The organism is Kribbella turkmenica (genome assembly GCF_004348725.1).
In the GTDB taxonomy this organism is placed as follows: Bacteria; Actinomycetota; Actinomycetes; order Propionibacteriales; family Kribbellaceae; genus Kribbella; species Kribbella turkmenica.
In genome coordinates, this window is the sequence record NZ_SMKR01000020.1 from 1 (window position 1) to 20,396 (window position 20,396).

Genomic DNA, 20,396 nt, shown 5'->3' on the forward strand with positions numbered 1-20,396 from the left:
CGGTTCACGCTGCGGTCACCCTTGGCCCTGCCTCACCCCCTGCGGCCCTTAACATGCCCGGTTTCACGTTGCCAATGACTCCCTCCAAGGCTGGCGATCATGGCGAGCGTGGCTGTGTGACGCGGGGCGGCCAAAGCCTCATAGAACTCGCTAGATGGACTGGGCCGGAGGCTTCCATCGTGAACTGTACGGAGCGGGATGGCTACGGTTGGTAGCGGATTAGTCCGGTTTGGTCACTGATCGGCAACTTTTTTCGGGGAACGGGGGTTCTTCTCGTAGTCTCCGTCCGGGGATTTCATCATCACGACCTGGGGGGAACCATGGTCCGGAGGCTGCTTGCCTCTGCTGTCGTGCTTGTTGTCGCGGCTGCTGCTGTGCTGTTTGTGACGCGGTCCGCGGATGCGGCGAGTGCCAGTGTCACGGTTACCGCCACCGCGGCGTCGAACGGGACGACGACGCTGACGTATCGCGCGAATGTGCTGAAGGCAGGGACGATCCGGGAGATCACCGTTGCGTTCCCGGCCGGGTCGACCGGGCGGATCACGTCGGTCAACGGTACGGTCAGTTCGGTGTCGTCGACTGTGCTGCGGTGGCGGCCCACGCGGGTCATCACGGTTGCGGCCGGTACCCGGCTCGTCATCCCGTTCTACGGCTTCCGCCTGCCCGCAGGCGGCCCGTGGACCCTGGGTTTCAAGGCGATCGGCACCGCCCGGCAGACCCTGACGTCCGGCTACGGGGTACTACAGCCGTTGAAGACCTACACCGCTGCCACGACCGTCACGGCCTCCAATCCGATCCCGGGACAGACGACGGAGCTGCGCTACCGGAGCACGGTCACCCGCGCCGGGACCCTCGGCTCGGTGCGCATGCAGTTGCCCACGGCATCGACCGGCACGGTGACCTCGGTGAACGGGACGCTGAGCATCGCCGGCGGCTACGCGACCTGGAAACCCAAGGCCGTGCTCAATCTCGCCGCCGGCGCACGGATCTCGATTCCGCTGTACGGCGTTCGATTGTCCAAGTACGGCGGCATCATGCCACTGACGCTGTCCGCCACCACCTCGACGGGCACCGTGCTCTCGTCCGGCACCGGAAGTCTGTCGCTGATCGCGCCGCCCGCGGCTATGCCTGCGGTCGCCGCGACCGGCTTCGCGGCGATTCCGCCCGGCTGCCCGTCGTCGTGGCCGACGACGGTCGCCGAGAACGCGAAGGCCGGCACCGGTGACTGGGTCATTCCGGCCTCGATGAACGGTCAGTTGGCCGCGTACCTGACCAAGGTCTCGGCCACCTGCGGTGACACGGTGGATCTCAAGGTCACGTCCGGCAACCCGGTCAGCGTCGTTGCCTACCGGATGGGGTACTACGCGGGTCTCGGAGCGCGTGAGGTCTGGCGACAGGACGACGTACCGACTGTGGTTCAGGACGCTCCGATCACCGGAGGTACGTCGGCCGAGGGGCACGACTTGCGAATGACGTCGGCCGCGCACTGGACCAAGACGTTGAGCATCCCGGTCGACAAGGACTGGGTACCGGGCACGTACCTGATCAAGGTCAGCGACGGGCAGTCCGCGTCGTACGCGCCACTGACGGTTCGCGACGACACGGGGACGAAGCACGACCTCCTGATCCAGCAGGCGACTACGACCTGGCAGGCGTACAACCGCTACGGCGGTGTGAGCTTCTACAGCGGGCCGGAAACCGGATCGGGCCGGCTGACCTTCGATCGTCCGTACAACGAGGGACAGGGATCCGGCCAGTACCTGACACTCGAGCAGGGTCTCGTGTTCTGGGCCGAGTCGAAGGGGCTGGATGTCACGTATTGGACGAACAACGACCTGGACGAGTTCGGCGGTCAACTGCCGGCTCGGGCGGCCACTGTGTTCCTGCCGGGGCATGACGAGTACTACTCGCTGCGGATGCGGGCTGCGCTGAGCCAGGCGATCGCGCGTGGTGTGAATGTGGCGAACCTCGGTGCGAATACGGCGTACCGGTTGATCACGTTCACCGGCGACGACCGGCGCGCGTGGGACATCGACCGGTACACCGACGGCTACACCTCCACGACCTGGCGCTATCTGGGTGACGCGTACGCGTCACAGCCGCTTCTGGGCGCGGAGTACTTCTGCCCGGTGACAGCCAGCACCCTGACCACTGGGACGGGCTGGATCTACGACGGCGTTCCTGCGGGCACACGGCTGCCCGGGTTCATCGCCGGTGAGGTCGACTACGTCTGGCCCGGGCTGTACAAGCATCCAGGGCTCACCACGGTCGCGAGTGGTACCGGGACCTGTCGTTCGAACGGTAGGGCCGTGCCGATGCACGCCACCACGTTCACGGCGCCCTCCGGTGCACGTGTATTCAACGGCTCCACCTTCGCCTATGGCTGCTTCCTGGTTCGGCGCTGTCCGTCGAACTGGACCGTCCCGGCGCCGGACGCGGCGTCGCAGCAGGCGGTCGGCACCATGGTGGCCAACATCGCCGAATGGGTCTCGCAGGGCACCATCAACGTGCCGGCCGACACCACAGCAGCGCAGGTGCGAGTCGCCGTACCGAAGCAGCCCCTGCAGACCAGCACGCAACCCTGACCCGCGCCACCTGCCGAACAGCAGGTGTCAGCGGGTGGTTGTGGCCAGCAGGTACTGCGCGGGGAGCTCGACCGCACCGGACCCTGAGGTCCAGTCGTCGGCGATCATGGCGAGCAGTCGACCTGGCCCCGAGCGTAGGCGGCGATCGGACAGCGTCGGGAAGCCGACAGGGGCGGCGCATTGACCAGGGAGTTATGGAGCATCTCTACTAAATGGACCCAACCGCCCCGGAGGTCTGCCATGCGTTCACGGTGCCTTGCCGTCGTCCTCGGCCTGATCCTGCTCCTGGTCGGCGGGACGCAGACCGCGCAGGCGGCGAACGTCCTGTCCAACCCGGGCTTCGAGACTGGATCGCTGAGCGGATGGACGTGCTCCGGTGGGTCTGTGGTCACCAGTCCGGTGCGCACTGGTGGCTACGCCCTCAACGGTGCGGTGACGAGCTCGGACCACGCAAAGTGCAGTCAGACCGTGTCCGTGCAGCCGAACACGGCGTACACCTTGTCGGGCTGGGTGCGCGGGTCGTACGTCTACTTGGGTGTGACGGGCGGCGCCTCGACGTGGACGCCGTCCGCGACCAGCTTTACGCAATTGAGCGTGTCTTTCACGACTGGTGCGAGCCAGACGTCGGTGCAGGTCTACGTACACGGTTGGTACGGCCAGCCGGCGTACCAGGCGGACGACATCAGCCTCGACGGTCCTGGCGGCAACCCCTCCGGTCCCGGCACTCCCGGCACACCATCTATTACTGGCACGACGACCAGCAGCATCTCGCTGAGTTGGGGCGCGTCCACCGGCACAGTGACCGGCTACCGCGTGTACGAGGGGGCCAGCGTCGTACAGACCGTCACTGGTACGTCGGCGACCATCGGCGGGCTCGGGGCGTGCACGAGCCACACCTACTCGGTGGCGGCGTACAACGGCTCGGGCGAGTCGGCCAAGTCGACTGCGACCACAGGTACGACGGGTGGGTGCACGAGCACGGGATTGCCGAAGCATGCGTTGATCGGCTACCTGCACGCGAGCTTCGCCAACGGGTCCGGGTACGTGCGGATGGCCGACGTACCGGTGGAGTGGAACATCATCAACCTGGCCTTCGGGGAGCCGACCTCGGCGACGTCCGGCGACATCCGCTTCACCCTCTGCCCGGTGGCCGAGTGCCCGAACGTGGAGACCGAGGCAGAGTTCATCAGCGCGATCCGCGCCAAGCAGGCGGCCGGGAAGAAGGTGCTGATCTCGATCGGCGGCGCCAACGGGCAGGTGCAACTCACCACGACCGCGGCACGGGACGCGTTCGTCAACTCGGTCAGCGCGATCATCGACCGCTACGGCCTGGACGGGCTGGACATCGACTTCGAGGGCCACTCGCTGTATCTCGACCCGGGCGACACCGACTTCCGCAACCCGACGACGCCGGTGATCGTCAACCTGATCTCCGCGCTGAAGTCGCTCAAGGCGAAGTACGGCTCGGACTTCGTGCTGACGATGGCACCGGAGACGTTCTTCGTGCAGGTCGGTTACCAGTTCTACGGCGGCGCGGGCGGTGGCGACAACCGGACCGGATCCTACCTGCCGGTGATCCACGCGCTGCGGGACGCACTGACCGTTCTGCACGTCCAGGACTACAACTCGGGTCCGGTGATGGGGCTGGACAACCAGTACCACACCATGGGCGGCGCCGACTTCCACATCGCGATGACCGACATGGTCAAGGCCGGCTTCCCGGTCGCGAGCACCGGCCACACCTTCCCTGGACTACGGGAAGACCAGATCGCGTTCGGGCTGCCGGCGGCGGTCAGCGCGGGCAACGGCTACACCGCCCCGGCGGCCGTCCACCAGGCGCTCGAGTGCCTGGTGAAGGGCCAGAACTGCGGCGGCTACAGCCTCCGCGGCGGCGCGTCGCCGGCGTTCCGCGGGCTGATGACGTGGTCGATCAACTGGGACAGGTACTACGGCTGGGAGTTCAGGAACAGTCACGCGCCGTACCTCGCCGCGTTGCCCTGAGGTTTCCCGCAGGTCCGAGGGCTGGGGAACCCCAGCGAAGGTGTGCGGGAATTACCCTTCCCGGATTCTGGTGCGGCGCTGGTATGAAAGAGGCATGACAGCGTCAACGACCCGCCCGGTGATTCTCACCGTGGACGACGACCCCGGCGTTTCCCGGTCGATCGCCCGTGACCTCCGCCGCCGGTACGGCGAGGACCACCGCATCGTCCGGGCCGAGAACCCCGGGCAGGCGCTGGACGCCCTCCGGGAGCTGAAGCTGCGCGGTGAGCCGGTGGCTCTGCTGCTGGCCGACTACCGGATGCCCCAGATGTCCGGCATCGAGTTCCTCGAGGCCGCGATGGACCTGTTCCCGCTGGCCCGGCGGGTGCTGCTGACGGCGTACGCCGACACCGACGCGGCGATCCAGGCGATCAACGTGGTCGACCTCGACCACTACCTGCTGAAACCGTGGAACCCGCCGGAGGAGAAGCTCTATCCGGTGGTCGACGCGATGCTCGACCTGTGGAAGTCCACCCCGGAGCCGTCCACCGACGAGACCCGGGTGATCGGGCACCGCTGGTCGGCGCCGTCGTTCGCGGCCCGCGACTTCCTCGCCCGCAACGCGGTACCGTACAACTGGCTCGGCGTCGACGAGGACGAGGCCAAGCGGCTGCTCGACGCGGCCGGGATCGACGGTTCGAGCCTGCCGGTGGTGATCACCCCGGACGGCACCGTAATGGTCGCGCCGAGCGAGGCCGAGTTCGCCGACAAGGTCGGGCTGACCACGTCGCCGGCGAAGGACTTCTACGACCTGGTCGTGGTCGGCGGCGGCCCGGCCGGGCTGGGCGCTGCGGTGTACGGCGCCAGCGAGGGCCTGCGGACCGTTCTGGTCGAGCAGCTGGCGACCGGTGGACAGGCCGGCCAGTCGAGCCGGATCGAGAACTACCTCGGCTTCCCGGACGGCGTGTCCGGGGCCCAGCTGACCGACCGGGCCCGGCGGCAGGCGGTCCGGTTCGGGGCCGAGTTGCTGACGGCTCGCCAGGTCGTCGGTCTGGAGACGCTCGGGTCTGCCCGACGGCTGCGGTTCTCCGACGGCAGCGAGATCTCGTCGCACTCGGTGATCCTCGCGACCGGGGTGTCGTACCGGACGCTGGAAGCACCTGGTGTGGTCGACCTGTGCGGACGCGGGATCTACTACGGCTCGGCGACGACCGAGGGCCCGAGCTGTGCCGGCCAGGAGGTCTACATCATCGGCGGGGCGAACTCCGCCGGCCAGGCCGCGGTGTACTTCTCGAACCACGCGAAACGCGTGCACATGCTCGTCCGAGGGCCATCGCTGACGACGACGATGTCGACGTACCTGATCGACCAGATCGAGGCGATCGACAACATCGAGGTCCACACCTGCACCGAAGTGGTCGACTGCAAGGGCACGGACCATCTCGAGCGGGCCACCCTCCGTAACAACGGGACCGGTGAGAGCCGTGAGGTGGACACGGAATGGATGTTCGTGTTCATCGGAGCGGCGCCGCGGACGGACTGGCTGCCGGGTGACCTGCTGCGCGACGAGCGCGGTTTCGTCCTCACCGGTCCGGACCTGCGCGGCAAACCGCCGGGCTGGGGACTGGAGCGGGAGCCGTACCACCTGGAGACGAGCATGCCGGGCGTGTTCGCCGCGGGCGACGTACGAGCCGAGTCGGTGAAGCGGGTCGCCTCCGCGGTCGGCGACGGAGCGATGGCCGTGACACTGGTGCACCGATACCTGGAGATGCTCTGATGACTGACCAGACCGAGCAGGCGCGACGGCTGACTCCCGACGAGCTGCGCACGCTCTTCCTGTTCGAGTCGCTGACCGACGAACAGTTGCAGTGGTTGTCCGAAGCCGGGTACGTCGAGTCGGTGCAGGACGGGATCGTCTTCACCGAGGGGGAACCGGCCACCTGCTGCTACATCCTGCTGTCCGGTGAGCTCCGCCTGTGCAAGCTGTCGCACGGCGAGGAGGTGGAGATCAACCGGACCCGCCAGCGCGGGGTGTACGCCGGTGCGTTCAACGCCTTCTTCGGTGCCGACGACAGGAAGTCGTACACCGCGACCATGCGGGTCACCGAGCCGTCGGAGTTCTACGTGATCAGCGCCGCCACGATGGCGCAGATGATGAACAGCTGGTTCCCGATGGCCGTGCACCTGATCGAGGGCTTCGTCATGGGTATGCGGCGGACCAACGAGACGGTGGGGGAGCGCGAACGGCTGCTCGCGCTCGGGTCGCTGTCGGCCGGGCTCACCCACGAGCTGAACAACCCGGCCGCGGCGGCGGTCCGGGCCGCGGCGACCCTGCGGCAACGGGTCGCCGGGATGCGTTCCAAGCTGGCGATGCTTGCCGACGGCACCTTGGACGCGACCAAGCTGCACCAGATCGTCGAACTGCAGGAGGCGGCGGTCGAGCGGCTGGACAAGACCAAGGACAAGGACGTCTCCCCGATGGAGCTGTCCGACGCCGAGGATGCGTTGACGGACTGGCTCGACGACCACGACGTCCAGGCGAGCTGGGACGTCGCCCCGGTGCTGGCCGCGGCCGGTCTGGACGTGCCGTGGATGGAGGAGGTGCTGGCCGCGGTCGGGCCAAAGTACCTCGAGGGTGCGGTCCGCTGGCTGATGTACACGATCGACACCGAGTCGCTGATGAACGAGATCGACGACTCCGTCACCCGGATCTCGACACTGGTCGGGGCCGCGAAGCAGTACTCCCAGATCGACCGGGCGCCGTACCAGGTCGTCGACCTGCGGGAGCTGCTGAAGTCCACGCTGGTGATGATGTCGGGCAAACTCCAGGGGCTCGACGTGGTGAAGGAGTTCGATCCGGAGCTGCCGCCCATCCCGGCGTACGCCGCCGAGCTGAACCAGGTCTGGACGAACATCATCGACAACGCGGTCAGCGCGATGGGCGGGACGGGCACGCTGACGATCCGGACCAGGAAGGACGGCGCCTACGCGGTCGTCGAGATCGGCGACACCGGTCCGGGCATCCCGCCGGAGATCCGCAGCCGTATCTTCGAGCCGTTCTTCACCACCAAGCCCATCGGTGAAGGCACCGGTCTGGGTCTCGACATCTCCTGGCGCATCGTCGTCAAGAAGCATCACGGCGACCTCCGCGTCGAGTCCCGACCCGGTGACACCCGCTTCCGGATCGTCCTGCCGCTGGACCCGGACCAGGAGTTGGAGTCCGACCCCGACCTCCTCGCCTGACCATCGAGTCCACCGCCGAAAACGACATCACTAGGACCCAGCCCGGCTGGTCCTGCTGCCGAGGTGGGTGCTAAGCCGTGGTTGCGGGTTACCCCTGGCTTTCCTTGGTCGGGGGTTGAGGCTTGTCGTTGCGGTTGGTGTCGGGCTGGGCGCCTTCGTCGTGGCGGATTTCCTGACCGGTCAGGTCGACTTCGCCGCCGCGTTCGAGCGCCTCGTTGACCTCGCTGTCGGTGATTTCGGCGGGGTCCTCGTGGGTTGTGGGGGTCAAGCCTTCGTACGGACCGCTCGGGCTGGTCATGACCGTCCCTCCGTTCGTGGGGAGCTGTGCTCCGCCCCGGTGCCCGGCGCGTGTGAACTCAGTCGTGTCGGGCTGGTCAGCGGAGGGCGGTGCCTTGGGTGCGGGTGAGGAGGGTCAGGTCCGCGCGGGTGGGAAGGGACTCCCAGTCGCCGGTGGCGGTGACGCAGAAGGCGCCGGACGTGGTGGCGCGGTCGAGGCGTTGGTCGGGGGAGAGATGGTCGAGGGTGGCGGAGAGGTAGCCGGAGACAAAGGCGTCACCGGCGCCGATGCTGTCGACCACAGTGACCGGGAGGGCGGGACGGTGGATGGTGCCGTCGGCGGTGTGCGACCAGGCGCCCTTGCCGCCCGCGGTGACGACGACCTCGGTGATGCCGTTGTCCAGCAGGCCACGGACCGGTTCGGAGGCGTCGGTGAGGATGTCGAGTTCGTCGTCCGACGCGAAAACCGTGTGTACGAACGGGAGCAGCTCACGCAGCGCGGTCGCCTCGGCGCGGGACCAGAGCCGGCCGCGGTAGTTGACGTCCAGGGACACGCGTACGGCGGACTCCGAGGCTGCCCGTACGACGTCAAGCGTCGCGGCGCGGGCGGAGCCCGAGAGCGCCGGTGTGATCCCGGTGACGTGCAGTAGCCGGGGCGCCGCGGCGTTCAGAGCGTCAACGCACTCTGCACTGGTCAGCGTGGAACCGGCCGACCCGCGCCGGTGGTAGCTGACCCGGGTGATGTCGTGCGACGGCTGGTCGAACGCGATGAAACCGGTGAACGACTCGTCCGAGAACCGGAGCCAACGGGTGTCGACTCCCTCGGCTCGCAGCGTCCGCTGGATCAACCGGCCCGGCTCGTCGTTGCCGACGGCACCCAGCCACGCCGCCTGGTGCCCCAGCCGGGCGAGCCCGATGGCGACGTTGCTCTCCGATCCGGCGATCGACAGGTGAGCGTCGCCGCCCAGCCGCATCGGCCGGGCGGTCCGCAGCGAGACCATCGTCTCGCCGATCGTCAACAGGTCCGTCATGTGCAGGCTCCGAGAAGGTCTGGGGGTCAGACGCCGAGGGCGGTGCGGAAGGACTGCGCGCGTGCGGCGAGGCCGGCCTGAGATCCGCCGGTGCCGGCGTCGCCGAGCAGTGGTGAACCGACGCCGACGGCCAAGGCTCCGGCAGCCAGGTACTCCGGCGCGGTGTCGGCGTCGACGCCGCCGACCGCGATGAGTGGCGCACCCGGCAGAGGAGCGCGGAGTTCGCGGAAGTAGGCGGGTCCGTAGACCTTGGCGGGGAAGATCTTCACCGCGGTGGCGCCCAGGTCCAAAGCGGCCACGACCTCGGTCGGGGTGAGTGCGCCGCAGAGGACGGGCAGCCCGAGTTCGACGCTGCGGTGCGCTCCCCGGGTGATCGCCGGCGTGACCACGAACCCCGCGCCGGCTGCCGCGACCTCGTCGGCCTGGGCGGGGGTGATCACGGTGCCGGCGCCGATCAGGATCGACGCGCCGTACTCGGACCGTGCCTTGGCGATCGCCTCGACGCCGCCCGGTGTGGTGAGCGAGACCTCGAGGGCGGTGATGCCCGCGTCGACCAGGGTGTGGACGCAGTCCAGGGCGCGGTCGGCACCGTCGGCGCGGATGATGGCGAGCACCTTGCGGTGTCGAAGTTCGGCCAGCAGATCCATGAGTTCCTCCTCGGGCCCACGCTAGTGGATCGATCCAGACATAGGACGTCCCATGTCATCGGTTTCGGACAGCCGCAGAGTGGATAAGTTACGGAACGAACAGCCCGCCCTGTTGTTTACTTTCTGTTCCTTTGGAGGCATCCGCTCATGCCCACACGTCTTCCGCTCCTGGTCGCCCTCGCCCTCCTGGTGCCCGCCGCCCCGGCGGCGGCCCGGCCACCGACCGAGACACGCCCCGAGGCCGAGCCGGCCGCAGTCACCCAGACCGTGTTGTTCAACAAGGGAGACGCCGGATACGGGTGCCATCGGATTCCGGCAATCGTGCGGACGAAGGCCGGCACGTTGTTGGCGTTCGCCGAGGCTCGGCGGACTTGGTGTGGGGACTCGCAGGAGATCGATCTGGTGATGCGGCGGTCCGAGGACGACGGGCGGACCTGGTCGGCGGCCCAGACGGTGTTGTCGGGGACGGACTCCGACCCGAATGCGATCGCCACCAGGGGTAACCCGGCGCCGATCGTCGACTACGAGACCGGGCGGATCGTGCTGCTCAGCACGATGGATCCGGGCACGACGACCAGGCCGCGGACGCCGTACGTGCAGGTCAGTGACGATGACGGCCGGACGTGGAGCAAGGCGAGGAACATCGGGGACCAGATCGACGACCCGGCCTGGGGCTGGTACGCGACCGGGCCGGTGCACGGCATCCAGTTGACGCGGGGCGCCCACGCGGGCCGGCTGGTCGCCGGTACGAACTACGACAACGGCGCCGGTGGCCAGGCCGGACAGCTCGTCTACAGTGACGACCACGGTGAGACGTGGCACAAGGGTGCGACGGATGTGCGGACGGACGGCGCCGTACCGCAGGAGATCAGTGTCGTCGAGAAGGTCGACGGCGGCATCTATGCCGTTGCCCGCAACAACGCGGGTGGCCCCGGAGCCAGCCGGATGTTCGCGGTCAGCAACGACGGTGGTCAGACGTACGCGGCGCCGTACGCGACGATTCCGGGGCTGACCACGCCGGTGGTGCAGAGCTCGCTGCAGCGGTTGCGGGCGGTCGACAGAGGCGACAAGTACAACCGCATCCTGTTCGCCGCACCCGCGGATCCGGAGCGGCGCCGGTACATGACGATCCGGTCCAGCTTCGACGAGGGCAAGACCTGGCAGTCCGTTGCCGAAGGCACCCGGATCACCAGTGACTGGTCCGGCTACTCCGACATGGCGATCCTGGACACCGGCGAGATCGGGTTGCTGTACGAGGGTGGCACGGTCGACGCGCGGGACCAGATCAGGTTCGCCCGGTTCACCGAGACCGACATCGGCCACCCGGACGCGCCGCTCGGGACCACGACCCCCGATGTCTCCGGACTCGGCAACGACAGCTACTTGCGCGGCGGGACGATTCCGATCGCCGGGAAGTTCGGGCAGGCGCGCGACCTGGACGGCGTCGACGACGCGATCCAGCCGCCGTTCGCCGAGTCGCTGGCGCTCGGTGCCGGAGACTTCACCGCGATGGCGTGGATCAAGTACGGCGCGAGTACGGCGAGCCAGGCGATCTTCTGGGGGTACGGCATCAACGAGTCCCCGCAGTTCTGGCTGCGGGCCGAACCGGCGAGCAGCCGGATCCGCGGTCTGATCACCACGAACGCCGGCACCGCGTCCGTTGCCACGATCAAGGCGTACAACGACAAGGCCTGGCATCACGTAGCTCTCCAGCGGAAAGCCGGAACCCTCTCGATCTGGGTCGACGGAGTTCGGTCCGCCAGTGTGGCCGCGCCGGGCGGATCGGTCAGTCCGGCGCGGCCCTTCAAGATGTACGTCGGCCAGCGACTCGACGGTGCGCACCACTTCGACGGCTCGCTGGACGAGGTCCGCATCTACAACCGAGCCCTGACGGGGACCGAGCTCAACAGCATCCGGACGACGAACAGCGCCGCGGTGCCGAACGCCGTACTCGATCTGCCCCTCGGGTAGCGCCATCAGACCGGTCTGGCGGTGACGGTCAGCCGCCAGGCCAGTTCACCGCTCGCTGGTACGACGGCGGCGTCGCCTGGGCCTGCCTCCGCGAGGTCGAAGACGCGGCCGAGCATCGGCTCGACGCCGAGACTCCGGTACGGCGCTCCGTCCGGGAAGCCGGCCTGGTTGCGCCACACCGCGGTCGAGACCGGTTGCCCTGGGCAACTCAGCTCGAAGCTCAGCTCGGCCCCGCGATCGACCACGGACGCGGTCGGGCAGTCCACCAGGACGGCGCCGACCGCGGTCCCGTCGGAGGATCCATAGGTGTCGAGGCCGAGAGAGGTCGGCCAGGAGTCGGTGATCCAGGGAGCACCGGTCGGCCACGGTGCCGGCAGGTAGCCGGCCGCCTCGGGGTACACCCGGCAGCTAACGCCAGATGGTGCAGAGACAGTGGCTCCCACCTCGCAGTCCAGGAGGGCGTGGGCCGCCCAGATGAAGTGGTAGCCCGGGGGTGCCAGCAGGTGATAGTCGACGGTCACCGAGTCGGCGCCGAACATGAAGGTCCGGCTCAGAGTCGTGTCGGCATAGGAAACAGATTCGTCCCAGGGCTGGTTCCAGAGGCCGCCGTGGTCCGGGGTACCGCGGACGGTGGGAAAGCATTCGTCCAGGCCGCCGGCGTCGGTGAAGGCGCAGTGGCCGGTTCGGGGTCCGGCGAGGATGCCCGGGCCCTGCCAGAGCCACTCCCGGCCGGCGAGCCGAAGCGAAGTCCAGCGGCCGCCGTCCAAGGCGTCGACGGTCACGCCGGCGGCGTCGGGTGGGCTCACCATTCGGCGAACGAGCCGTCTTCGTGCGTCCACATGGGGTTCCGCCAGGCATGGCCGGTCTTGTCGGCCGCGCGGACGGCGGCCTCGTCGACCGTGATCCCCAACCCTGGCAGCGGATTCCACTCGGCGTGACCGTTGACCCAGGTGTACGGCGTCGGGTCTGTCACGTACGACGTCAGGTCGCCCGCCAGGTTGTAGTGGATGCCTCGGCTCTGCTCCTGGATCAGGAAGTTCGGCGTAGCGAAGGCAACCTGCAGGCTGGCAGCCAGCGAGATCGGACCGAGCGGGCAATGCGGCGCCGTCATCGCACCATGCGTGTCGGCCAGGACAGCGATCCGCCGAAGCTCCGAGATCCCGCCTGCGTGCGACACGTCCGGCTGCACGACCGCGACGCCGGCAGTGAGCGGCGCGACGAAGTCGGCCCGGTGGTAAAGCCGTTCACCCAGCGCCAGCGGCACGGTCGAGGCGCCGACCACCTCCGGCAGGTGGCCCATGTGCTCAGGAAGCACCGGCTCTTCCACGAAGAACGGCTGCAGATCCTCGACGGCGCGCAGGATCCGCCGCGCCCCCGCGACACCGACCCGGCCGTGCAGGTCGATGGCGACGTCGCGCGTGTCGCCCAACGCCGACCGGGCAGCGGTCAACCGCGCGACGATGTCGTTGATCTCGGCGACCGACGGCGAGGGCTGGATCCGCCCGCTGCCGTTCATCTTGACCGCGGTCATCCCGGCGGCGACCTGCTCCGCGACCTGGTCGGCGATCTCGGCCGGCTCGTCACCGCCGACCCAGGCGTAGACGCGGACGCGATCGCGGACCCGTCCGCCGAGCAGTGCCGCGACCGGAGCGCCGTACACCTTGCCGGCGATGTCCCACAGCGCGTGGTCGAGCCCGGCGACCGCGCTGCTGAGCACCGGTCCGCCGCGGTAGAAGCCGCCCTTCGACAGCACCTGCCAGTGCCGCTCGATCTGCAGCGGGTCCTGGCCGATCAGGTACTCCGACAGCGTCTCGATCGCGGTCCGGACGACCTCCGCGCGTCCCTCGACCACGGGTTCACCCCAGCCGACGACACCGTCACTCGTCTCGATCCGGCAGAACAACCAGCGCGGTGGAACCAGGAACGTCTCGACCCTCTCGATCTTCACGGGCGGCGCTTCCCGCGGCCCTTGGCCGAGACGGACGATCCGCGCACCTCGGTCAGGTCCTCGGCCGCCTTCGCCAGCAGTTCCCGCATCGCCAGCTCGGCCGCCGCCGGGTCACCGGCGCGGACGGCATCGACCACCCGCCGGTGACTCGGCACCGGATCGTCGGACGGCTTCACCTTGTGCACCAGGCGGTCGCGATCGGCCAGCCCGGTTTCCATGATCACTTCCATCTTCGTCAGCAGCTCGTTCCCGGTGGCCGCCAGCAGCGCGCGGTGGAAGCGCAGGTCGGCGTCGACCGCGGCGAGGTCGTCCGTCGCCGAGGCCATCTGCTCGAGCGCCGCGTCCAAGGCCTCCAGGTGCACAGACTGCGCCCGCTGAGCGGCCAGCCGGGCAGCGGCCGGCTCGACGATGCCGCGGACCTCGTGCAGTTCCTCGAGGAGCTCGGGCCGGACGTCGTCGTCGAAGTGCCAGCGGATCATGTCCGCGTCCAGCAGGTTCCAGTCCGAGCGAGGCCGGACGAACGTGCCGCGCTTCTGCCGCGCGTCGACGAGTCCCTTGGCGGTCAGCACCTTCAGTGCCTCGCGGACCGCGGTGAGACTGACGCCGAGATCGGCCTGCAGATCGGGCACGTTGATGGTCGCGCCCTCCGGGATCTGCCCGGACAGGATGCGCTGCGCCATCACCTCCACGATCTGACCGTGCAAGCCCCGCGTCACGCCGCGCTGAATCCCCGCCACACCCTTCTCCCTCATGCCGAGTCCTTCACCGCGGACCAACCACCGTCGACCACGAGACTGGCGGCGGTGACGTACGACGCCTCCTCCGACAAGAGGAAAGCCACCGCCTGCGCCACCTCGCCGGGCCGGCCGAGCCGCCCGACCGCGGTCGCTCGCGCGCTCTGTTCCCGGCCCTCGGCATCGACACGGTCCCACATCGCGGTGTCGATCGGTCCCGGCAGCACCGTGTTCACCCGGATCGAGCCGCCGTACTCGACCGCGAGCTGGCGTCCGAGCGCGACCAGGGCGCCCTTCGTCGCCGCGTACGCGGGGTGTCCGGGCAGACCGACCAGGGCGTGCACCGACGACACCAGGACGACGGAGCCGGAGCCGGCCGCGAGGTCGTCGTACAGGGTGCGGAAGCCGAGGAACGCGGCGGTCAGGTTCACGTCGAGCTGTCGCTGCCAGGACGGCGGCGGCAACTCGTGCGCAGGTTTCACGTCGACCGCGACCGCGTTGCTGACGAGACCGTCGATCGGCCCGAGCTCGTCGCGGCCGCGCGACCGCACCTCCGCCCAGGTGTCCGGCGCCGAGACGTCGCCCAGTACGGCGATCGCCCGGCCTGGCACCTCCTTGCACGGCTGGACGTCGACCTGCACCACCGAAGCGCCGTCGGCCAGCAGCCGCTCGACGCAGGCCGCACCGATTCCGGACGCGGCCCCGGTCACCACGATCACCCGCCCCGACAACCGCACGCCGCGCCTCCTCGAACCAAGCTCTGCACCGATGAACAACGAGGCACCAGTTGACCGTGACGCCATCGTCCCGTCAAGCGATTTGCTCGTAATTTACGAATTAATATTGACACCCGCAGTCGCTCGCCGCAAGATCGTCGGCAACACACCACTCACTCGACTGGCACGGCCGGCGAGGCGATTCCAGGAGTTGGCATGACGGGTCTGGCAGCAGATCGGCGGACGTTCCTCAAGGGGCTCGGAGTGCTCGGGGCGGCCGCCCTGGTGCCCGGCTGTGCGACCTCGACCAAGAGTCCGGGCAGCGGCAGCGCGGCGACCGGCGAGCTCTCGCTGCAGTCGAACCTCTCCAGCGAGCAGGCGAAGGCCGCGATGGAGAAACTCGTTGCCGCGTACAACAAGACCGGCGGCGCACAGGTCAAATTGAACACGGTCGCGTCGGAGATCTTCCGGACCCAGCTGCCGACGTACCTGACGTCGGCCAACCCACCGGACGTGTACACCTGGTACGCCGGCTCGGTCGCGGACTCGTACGCGAAGAAGGACCTGTTGCTCGACGTCACCAGTGTGTGGGACGGCCTGGGCAACTACCCGAAGTCGATGCAGACGCTGTCCACCAGCACCAACGGGCAGAAGATCTTCGTGCCGACCAGCTACTACTGGTGGGGCATGTTCTACCGGAAGTCGAACTTCGCCAAGTGGGGCGTGACGCCGCCGAAGACCTGGGACGACTTCCTGCAGGTCTGCAGGACGATCCAGGGCAAGGGCATCCCGCCGATCGGCATCGGACTCGGCGACACCCCGTGGGTCGCGTCGGCCTGGTTCGACTACCTGAACATCCGGATCAACGGCGCGCCGTTCCACCGCGAGCTGCTGGCCGGCCGGGGCCGCTTCGACGACGCGAAGGTGAAGGCGGTCTTCACCAGGTGGCGCGAGGCACTGCCGTACTTCGACCCGAAGGGGAAGTCGTTCCCGTTCCAGGAGGCGACGTCGGCGCTGCTGGCCGGCAGAACCGGGATGTTCCTGATCGGCACGTTCTTCGCCGACTCCGCGCCGAAGGACGCGCTGGACGACATCGACTTCTTCCAGTTCCCGATCATCGATCCCGCCGTACCGGTGGCCGAGGAAGCGCCGACCGACGGGTACTTCGCGTCGAGGAAGGCGAAGGACCCCGACGCGGTGAAGAAGTTCATGGCCTGGCTGGCGACTGCCGAGGCGCAGGAGACCTACGTCCAGAACTCCTCCGGTACGGCGATCCCGGCGAATCCCGACGGAAAGGCCGCGGACACGGCGCTGGTCAAGAAGGGCAAGGCGATGATCGAGGGTGCCGCGGAGCTGACCCAGTTCTTCAACCGCGACTCGAGCGACGCGCTGCAGCCGACCGCGGACGCCGCCCTGACCAAGTTCCTGGACAAGCCGGACCAGCTCGACCAGATCCTGAAGGACTGGCAGGTCGCCGCCGAGAAGGTCTTCACGGCGTGACGTCCGCCCTGACCGAGACGGCTCGCGGCCCGTCCGCACCACGGGCCGGCGGGGGCGCGTCCCGCCGTGCCAAGCGCTCCGCGACGGGGCGGGTTTCCCCGCTGATTCTGGTGTTCGTGTTCGTGCCGTTCGCGGTGGAAGCGGTGTGGGTGTTCTGGCCGGCGGTGCAGGGGTTCTGGTTGGCGTTGACGAACTGGGACGGGCTGTCGGCGCCGACGTTCGTGGGGTTCGGCAACTTCAGCGACATGGCGTCGGACCCGATCTTCCGGACCGCGCTGAAGAACACCGCGATCTGGCTCGTGCTGTTCGGCGGGCTGAGCGTGATCGGCGGGTTCGGGATGGCGTTGCTGCTGCAGCGGGAGCGGCGCGGCGTCGGCATCTACCGGGCGGCCCTGTTCACCCCGGTCGTGTTCTCGCTGGTCGTGACCGCGCTGATCTGGCGCGTCTTCTACCAGCCGGACGGACTGGTCGACACCATCCTGCGGACCATCGGTCTGGGTGACTTCGTCCAGCCCTGGCTCGCGGATCCCGACACCGCCCTGTACGCCGTGATCGTGCCGGCGCTGTGGCGGCAGATCGGCTACGTGATGGTGTTGTACCTGGCCGGCCTGAAGGCGGTCGACCCGGCGCTGTACGAGGCGGCCAAGGTCGACGGAGCCTCGGCCTGGCAGCGGACGCTGTACGTGACCATCCCGCAGTTGAAGGGCGTCAACTCGGTCGTGCTGTCGGTGATCGTGATCGACTCGCTGCGGTCGTTCGACATCGTCTGGTCGATGACGAAGGGCGGTCCGTACCACTCGTCCGAGCTGCTCAGCACGTACATGTACTCGACCGCGTTCCAGTCCACCCAGCTCGGGTACGCCTCCGCGTTGGCCGTGGTGATCTTCCTGCTCGCCCTGGCCGTGATACTCGGCTACCTGATCCGTGCCTTCCGGGAGGAGACATGAACCGCCTCAAGACGTCCGGCTACCACCTGGCGATGGGGCTGGTCTCGTTCCTGTGGGTGGCGCCGATCCTCTGGGTGATCGTGATCTCGTTCCGCAGCTTCGACGACGTCGCCGCGAACGGGCTCGGCTCGCTGCCGCACTCGTTCACGTTCTCGACGTACAAGTCGGCGTGGGAGGACGCGGACGAGTTCCGCGCGCTGGTCAACAGCCTGGTGGTGACGATCCCGGCGGTGATCCTGAGTCTCGGGCTCGCGTCGATCGCGGCGTACGGGCTGGCGCGGTACAGCATCCCGTTCCGGCGGACCGTGCTGCTGCTCATGTTGATGGGGAACCTGCTGCCGCCGCAGATCCTGCTGATCCCGATCTCGCGGTTCGTCGAGCTGATCGGGTACTACGACACACTCATCGCCCTGATCGCGGTGCACGTCGGGTTCGGGCTCGGGTTCTACACGTTCGTGCTGCACGGGTTCATGCGCGACCTGCCGCGGGAGATCCAGGAGGCGGCGACGATCGACGGCGCCGGGCCGGGGAAGATCTACGCCAGTGTGATCCTGCCGCTGACCCGGCCGGCGATGGCCGCGCTCGGTGCGCTGTCGTTCACCTGGATCTTCAACGACCTGCTCTGGTCGATCACGGTCATCCGCTCCGGCGAGAAGATGCCGGTCACGCCGGCGCTGCTCGGTCTGCAAGGGCTGTTCGTCTCGTCGTGGAACGTGATCGCCGCGGGGACGGTGATCGCCGCGATCCCGACGGTGGCGGTGTTCCTCCGGTTCCAGAAGCACTTCGTCGGCGGTCTGGCGATCGGAGCGGTCAAGTGAAGACGTGGACGCTGCGTGGCGACAGTACATCGTACGTCGTCGGCGTACCGGATCACGGGCAGTGGGCCGAACTGGTTGCCTGGGGCCCGCATGCGGTCGCCGACGGTCCGTCGACGGTCGCGCCGGCCGGCACCGAACACTTCCTGCCCCGCGCGGACGTCGAGCCCCTCGAGTACGCGGTCCGCGGCGTGCGATACACAGCGCCGGCAGAGTTGGTCGTGTCCGGCCCCGACGGCTCCGACGAACTCCGCCCGACGTTCGCGGGAGTCAAGGCCGGGGACGACTTGCAGCTGGAGTTCCACGACCAGGTGCTGTCGGTCCGACTGGTTCTGCATTACCGGATGGTCGGGGATGTGGTGGAGCGGTGGGTCTCCGTGCGGAACGACGGGGCCGCGGAGATCACGTTGCACCGCCACGACTCGGCGGCGTTCGTCATTCCGGCTCGCGGCCCGGTTCGGTACCTGTGGGGTGAGTGGAACAGCGAGTTCCAGCAGTCCGAGGTGACGCTTGAGCGCGGGCTGTTCACGATCGGCAGCGCGCAGGGCATCACCGGGCACTCCTACTCGCCGTTCCTCTCGGTCGACGGGTACGGCGTCCAACTCGCGTGGACCGGGTCCTGGGAGATGTCGGCCGAGGTGGACACCACCGGGCAGACCCGCATCCGAGCCGGCCGGGCGCCGTCCAACCTCGGGCTTCGGCTGGCGCCGGGGGAGTCGTGGGCGGCGCCGAGGGCCGTCGGCGCCTACAGCGCTGAGGGCCCCGAGGGCCTGGCACGCCGCTTCCACGACTACCAGCGCTGGCTCAGCCGCGGCCGTACGCCGAAGGTCCTCTACAACTCGTGGTTCGCCACCGAGTTCGACGTCCGTGTGGAGCACCAGCTGGAGCTTGCGCACCGCGCGGCGGCGATCGGCGTGGAGACGTTCGTGGTCGACGACGGCTGGTTCACCGGCCGGACCGACGACCGCCACGGGCTCGGTGACTGGGACGTCGATCCGGCCAAGTTCCCGGACGGGCTCGCCGCGTTCATCGATCGGCTGGGCGAGCTCGGGCTGGACTTCGGGCTGTGGGTCGAGCCGGAGTCGGTCAGCCCCGATTCGGTGCTGGCCACCGCGCATCCCGAGTGGATCCTCCGGACCGACGGCCGCGAGCCCCTCCAGGTCCGCAACCAGTGGCTGCTCGATCTGAGCCGTGACGACGTCGCCGAGTTCATCTGGACGACGCTCGACCGGCTGCTGTCGTCGTACCGGATCAGCTATCTCAAGTGGGACGCGAACCGGCCGCGGCTCGACGCCGGCGACCAGCGGCGGGATCTCGACGGCCGCGTGGTGTCCCACCTGTACGCGATCCTCGACCGGCTGCGGGCCGAGCATCCCGGCGTGTACGTCGAGGGATGCGCGGGCGGCGGTGCCCGCGTCGACCTCGCGATGGCCGCGCGGGTCGACACGCTCTGGCCGAGCGACAACACCGCCCCGCTGGACCGGCTCAGGATCCAGCGGGGATTCCTCACCGGCTACGCGCCGCACCTGATGAGCTCGTGGGTCACCGATGCCGTCGGTACGCATGACGGCCGGCAGCGGTCGCTCGACTTCCGGTTCCACGTGGCGATGTCCGGCGTTCTCGGAATCGGCGCCGACGTGTCGCGGTGGAGCGACGACCGGCTCAAGACGGCGCAGCGCCACATCGCGCAGTACAAGTCCATCCGCGACGTGGTGGTGAACGGCAACGTTCACGGACTGTCCGCCGGCCTGCAGTACGTCGGTGCCGACAAGTCCGTGGTGTTCCTGTGGGAGACGGGTGACGGCAACGTGCGCGGGACGTTGCCGACGAGGCCGCGACGCGTGCCGCTCGTCCAGTTGGATCCCGCGACGAACTACCGGGTGGGAGACGAGGTCCACCCGGGCAGCTATCTGCTGCAGGTCGGCGTCCGCTGGGACGGTTCGACCGACTCGAACTGCCTGGTCGTCGAAGCACTCGACTGACCGTTCCGCTCAACGGCAGCA

At 68.6% G+C, this 20,396-nt stretch carries 16 protein-coding genes; 9 read left to right on the plus strand and 7 right to left on the minus strand.

Annotated elements, in window-relative coordinates; translation table 11 throughout:
* Positions 1-383 precede the first annotated feature (383 nt).
* The 4 genes from E1218_RS06770 to E1218_RS06785 all read left to right on the plus strand — a co-directional run bounded on the left by E1218_RS06770 (position 384) and on the right by E1218_RS06785 (position 7,808).
* Positions 384-2,585: a N,N-dimethylformamidase beta subunit family domain-containing protein gene (locus E1218_RS06770; RefSeq protein ID WP_132317382.1), complete on the plus strand. Its 2,202-nt coding sequence runs from the start codon at positions 384-386 to the stop codon at positions 2,583-2,585.
* A 240-nt stretch (positions 2,586-2,825) separates the two neighbouring features.
* Positions 2,826-4,586 carry a chitinase gene (locus E1218_RS06775; RefSeq protein WP_132317384.1) on the plus strand — a complete coding sequence of 587 codons (1,761 nt, stop codon included), beginning with the start codon at positions 2,826-2,828 and terminating at the stop codon, positions 4,584-4,586.
* A gap of 94 nt (positions 4,587-4,680) precedes the next feature.
* Positions 4,681-6,342, plus strand: a complete 1,662-nt coding sequence (locus E1218_RS06780; RefSeq protein ID WP_132317386.1) for an FAD-dependent oxidoreductase — start codon at positions 4,681-4,683, stop codon at positions 6,340-6,342.
* Complete coding sequence (locus E1218_RS06785) at positions 6,342-7,808, plus strand: ATP-binding protein (RefSeq protein ID WP_132317388.1); 1,467 nt, start codon at positions 6,342-6,344, stop codon at positions 7,806-7,808. The genes E1218_RS06780 and E1218_RS06785 overlap by 1 nt, the downstream gene beginning before the upstream one ends.
* Before the next feature lie 88 nt (positions 7,809-7,896).
* Here the strand turns inward: E1218_RS06785 and E1218_RS06790 are convergent, their stop codons facing one another.
* The 3 genes from E1218_RS06790 to E1218_RS06800 all read right to left on the minus strand — a co-directional run bounded on the left by E1218_RS06790 (position 7,897) and on the right by E1218_RS06800 (position 9,762).
* On the minus strand, positions 7,897-8,106 hold the full coding sequence (locus tag E1218_RS06790; protein WP_132317390.1) for a hypothetical protein: 210 nt from the start codon (positions 8,104-8,106) through the stop codon (positions 7,897-7,899).
* Positions 8,107-8,182: 76 nt separating this feature from the next.
* The gene (locus E1218_RS06795) at positions 8,183-9,115 is read right to left on the minus strand and encodes a sugar kinase (protein WP_132317392.1); all 933 of its coding nucleotides are present in this window, start codon (positions 9,113-9,115) and stop codon (positions 8,183-8,185) included.
* Positions 9,116-9,141: 26 nt separating this feature from the next.
* A complete protein-coding gene (locus E1218_RS06800) occupies positions 9,142-9,762 on the minus strand; it encodes a bifunctional 4-hydroxy-2-oxoglutarate aldolase/2-dehydro-3-deoxy-phosphogluconate aldolase (RefSeq protein WP_132317394.1) in 621 nt (206 codons plus the stop codon).
* A 147-nt stretch (positions 9,763-9,909) separates the two neighbouring features.
* Between E1218_RS06800 and E1218_RS06805 the strand changes: the two genes are divergently transcribed.
* Positions 9,910-11,733: a sialidase family protein gene (locus E1218_RS06805; protein ID WP_132317396.1), complete on the plus strand. Its 1,824-nt coding sequence runs from the start codon at positions 9,910-9,912 to the stop codon at positions 11,731-11,733.
* Between the two features lie 5 nt (positions 11,734-11,738).
* Here the strand turns inward: E1218_RS06805 and E1218_RS06810 are convergent, their stop codons facing one another.
* The 4 genes from E1218_RS06810 to E1218_RS06825 are packed head-to-tail and all read right to left on the minus strand — an operon-like array spanning position 11,739 to position 15,152.
* A complete protein-coding gene (locus tag E1218_RS06810) occupies positions 11,739-12,542 on the minus strand; it encodes a hypothetical protein (protein ID WP_132317398.1) in 804 nt (267 codons plus the stop codon).
* Positions 12,536-13,681 (minus strand): galactonate dehydratase, encoded by a 1,146-nt coding sequence (gene dgoD / locus E1218_RS06815; RefSeq protein WP_132317400.1) that lies wholly within the window; start codon positions 13,679-13,681, stop codon positions 12,536-12,538. Before dgoD ends, E1218_RS06810 begins: the two co-directional genes overlap by 7 nt.
* The gene (locus E1218_RS06820; RefSeq protein ID WP_132317402.1) at positions 13,678-14,433 is read right to left on the minus strand and encodes a FadR/GntR family transcriptional regulator; all 756 of its coding nucleotides are present in this window, start codon (positions 14,431-14,433) and stop codon (positions 13,678-13,680) included. The genes dgoD and E1218_RS06820 overlap by 4 nt, the downstream gene beginning before the upstream one ends.
* The gene (locus E1218_RS06825; protein WP_202865814.1) at positions 14,430-15,152 is read right to left on the minus strand and encodes an SDR family NAD(P)-dependent oxidoreductase; all 723 of its coding nucleotides are present in this window, start codon (positions 15,150-15,152) and stop codon (positions 14,430-14,432) included. Before E1218_RS06825 ends, E1218_RS06820 begins: the two co-directional genes overlap by 4 nt.
* A gap of 195 nt (positions 15,153-15,347) precedes the next feature.
* Between E1218_RS06825 and E1218_RS06830 the strand changes: the two genes are divergently transcribed.
* The 4 genes from E1218_RS06830 to E1218_RS06845 are packed head-to-tail and all read left to right on the plus strand — an operon-like array spanning position 15,348 to position 20,375.
* Positions 15,348-16,631 carry an ABC transporter substrate-binding protein gene (locus tag E1218_RS06830; RefSeq protein ID WP_132317406.1) on the plus strand — a complete coding sequence of 428 codons (1,284 nt, stop codon included), beginning with the start codon at positions 15,348-15,350 and terminating at the stop codon, positions 16,629-16,631.
* Positions 16,628-17,578 (plus strand): carbohydrate ABC transporter permease, encoded by a 951-nt coding sequence (locus E1218_RS06835; RefSeq protein WP_233712063.1) that lies wholly within the window; start codon positions 16,628-16,630, stop codon positions 17,576-17,578. Before E1218_RS06830 ends, E1218_RS06835 begins: the two co-directional genes overlap by 4 nt.
* Positions 17,575-18,396, plus strand: a complete 822-nt coding sequence (locus E1218_RS06840) for a carbohydrate ABC transporter permease (protein WP_132317408.1) — start codon at positions 17,575-17,577, stop codon at positions 18,394-18,396. The genes E1218_RS06835 and E1218_RS06840 overlap by 4 nt, the downstream gene beginning before the upstream one ends.
* Entirely contained in the window at positions 18,393-20,375 is a 1,983-nt protein-coding gene (locus tag E1218_RS06845) for an alpha-galactosidase (RefSeq protein ID WP_132317410.1), read from the plus strand. Before E1218_RS06840 ends, E1218_RS06845 begins: the two co-directional genes overlap by 4 nt.
* The last annotated feature ends 21 nt before the right edge of the window (positions 20,376-20,396 follow it).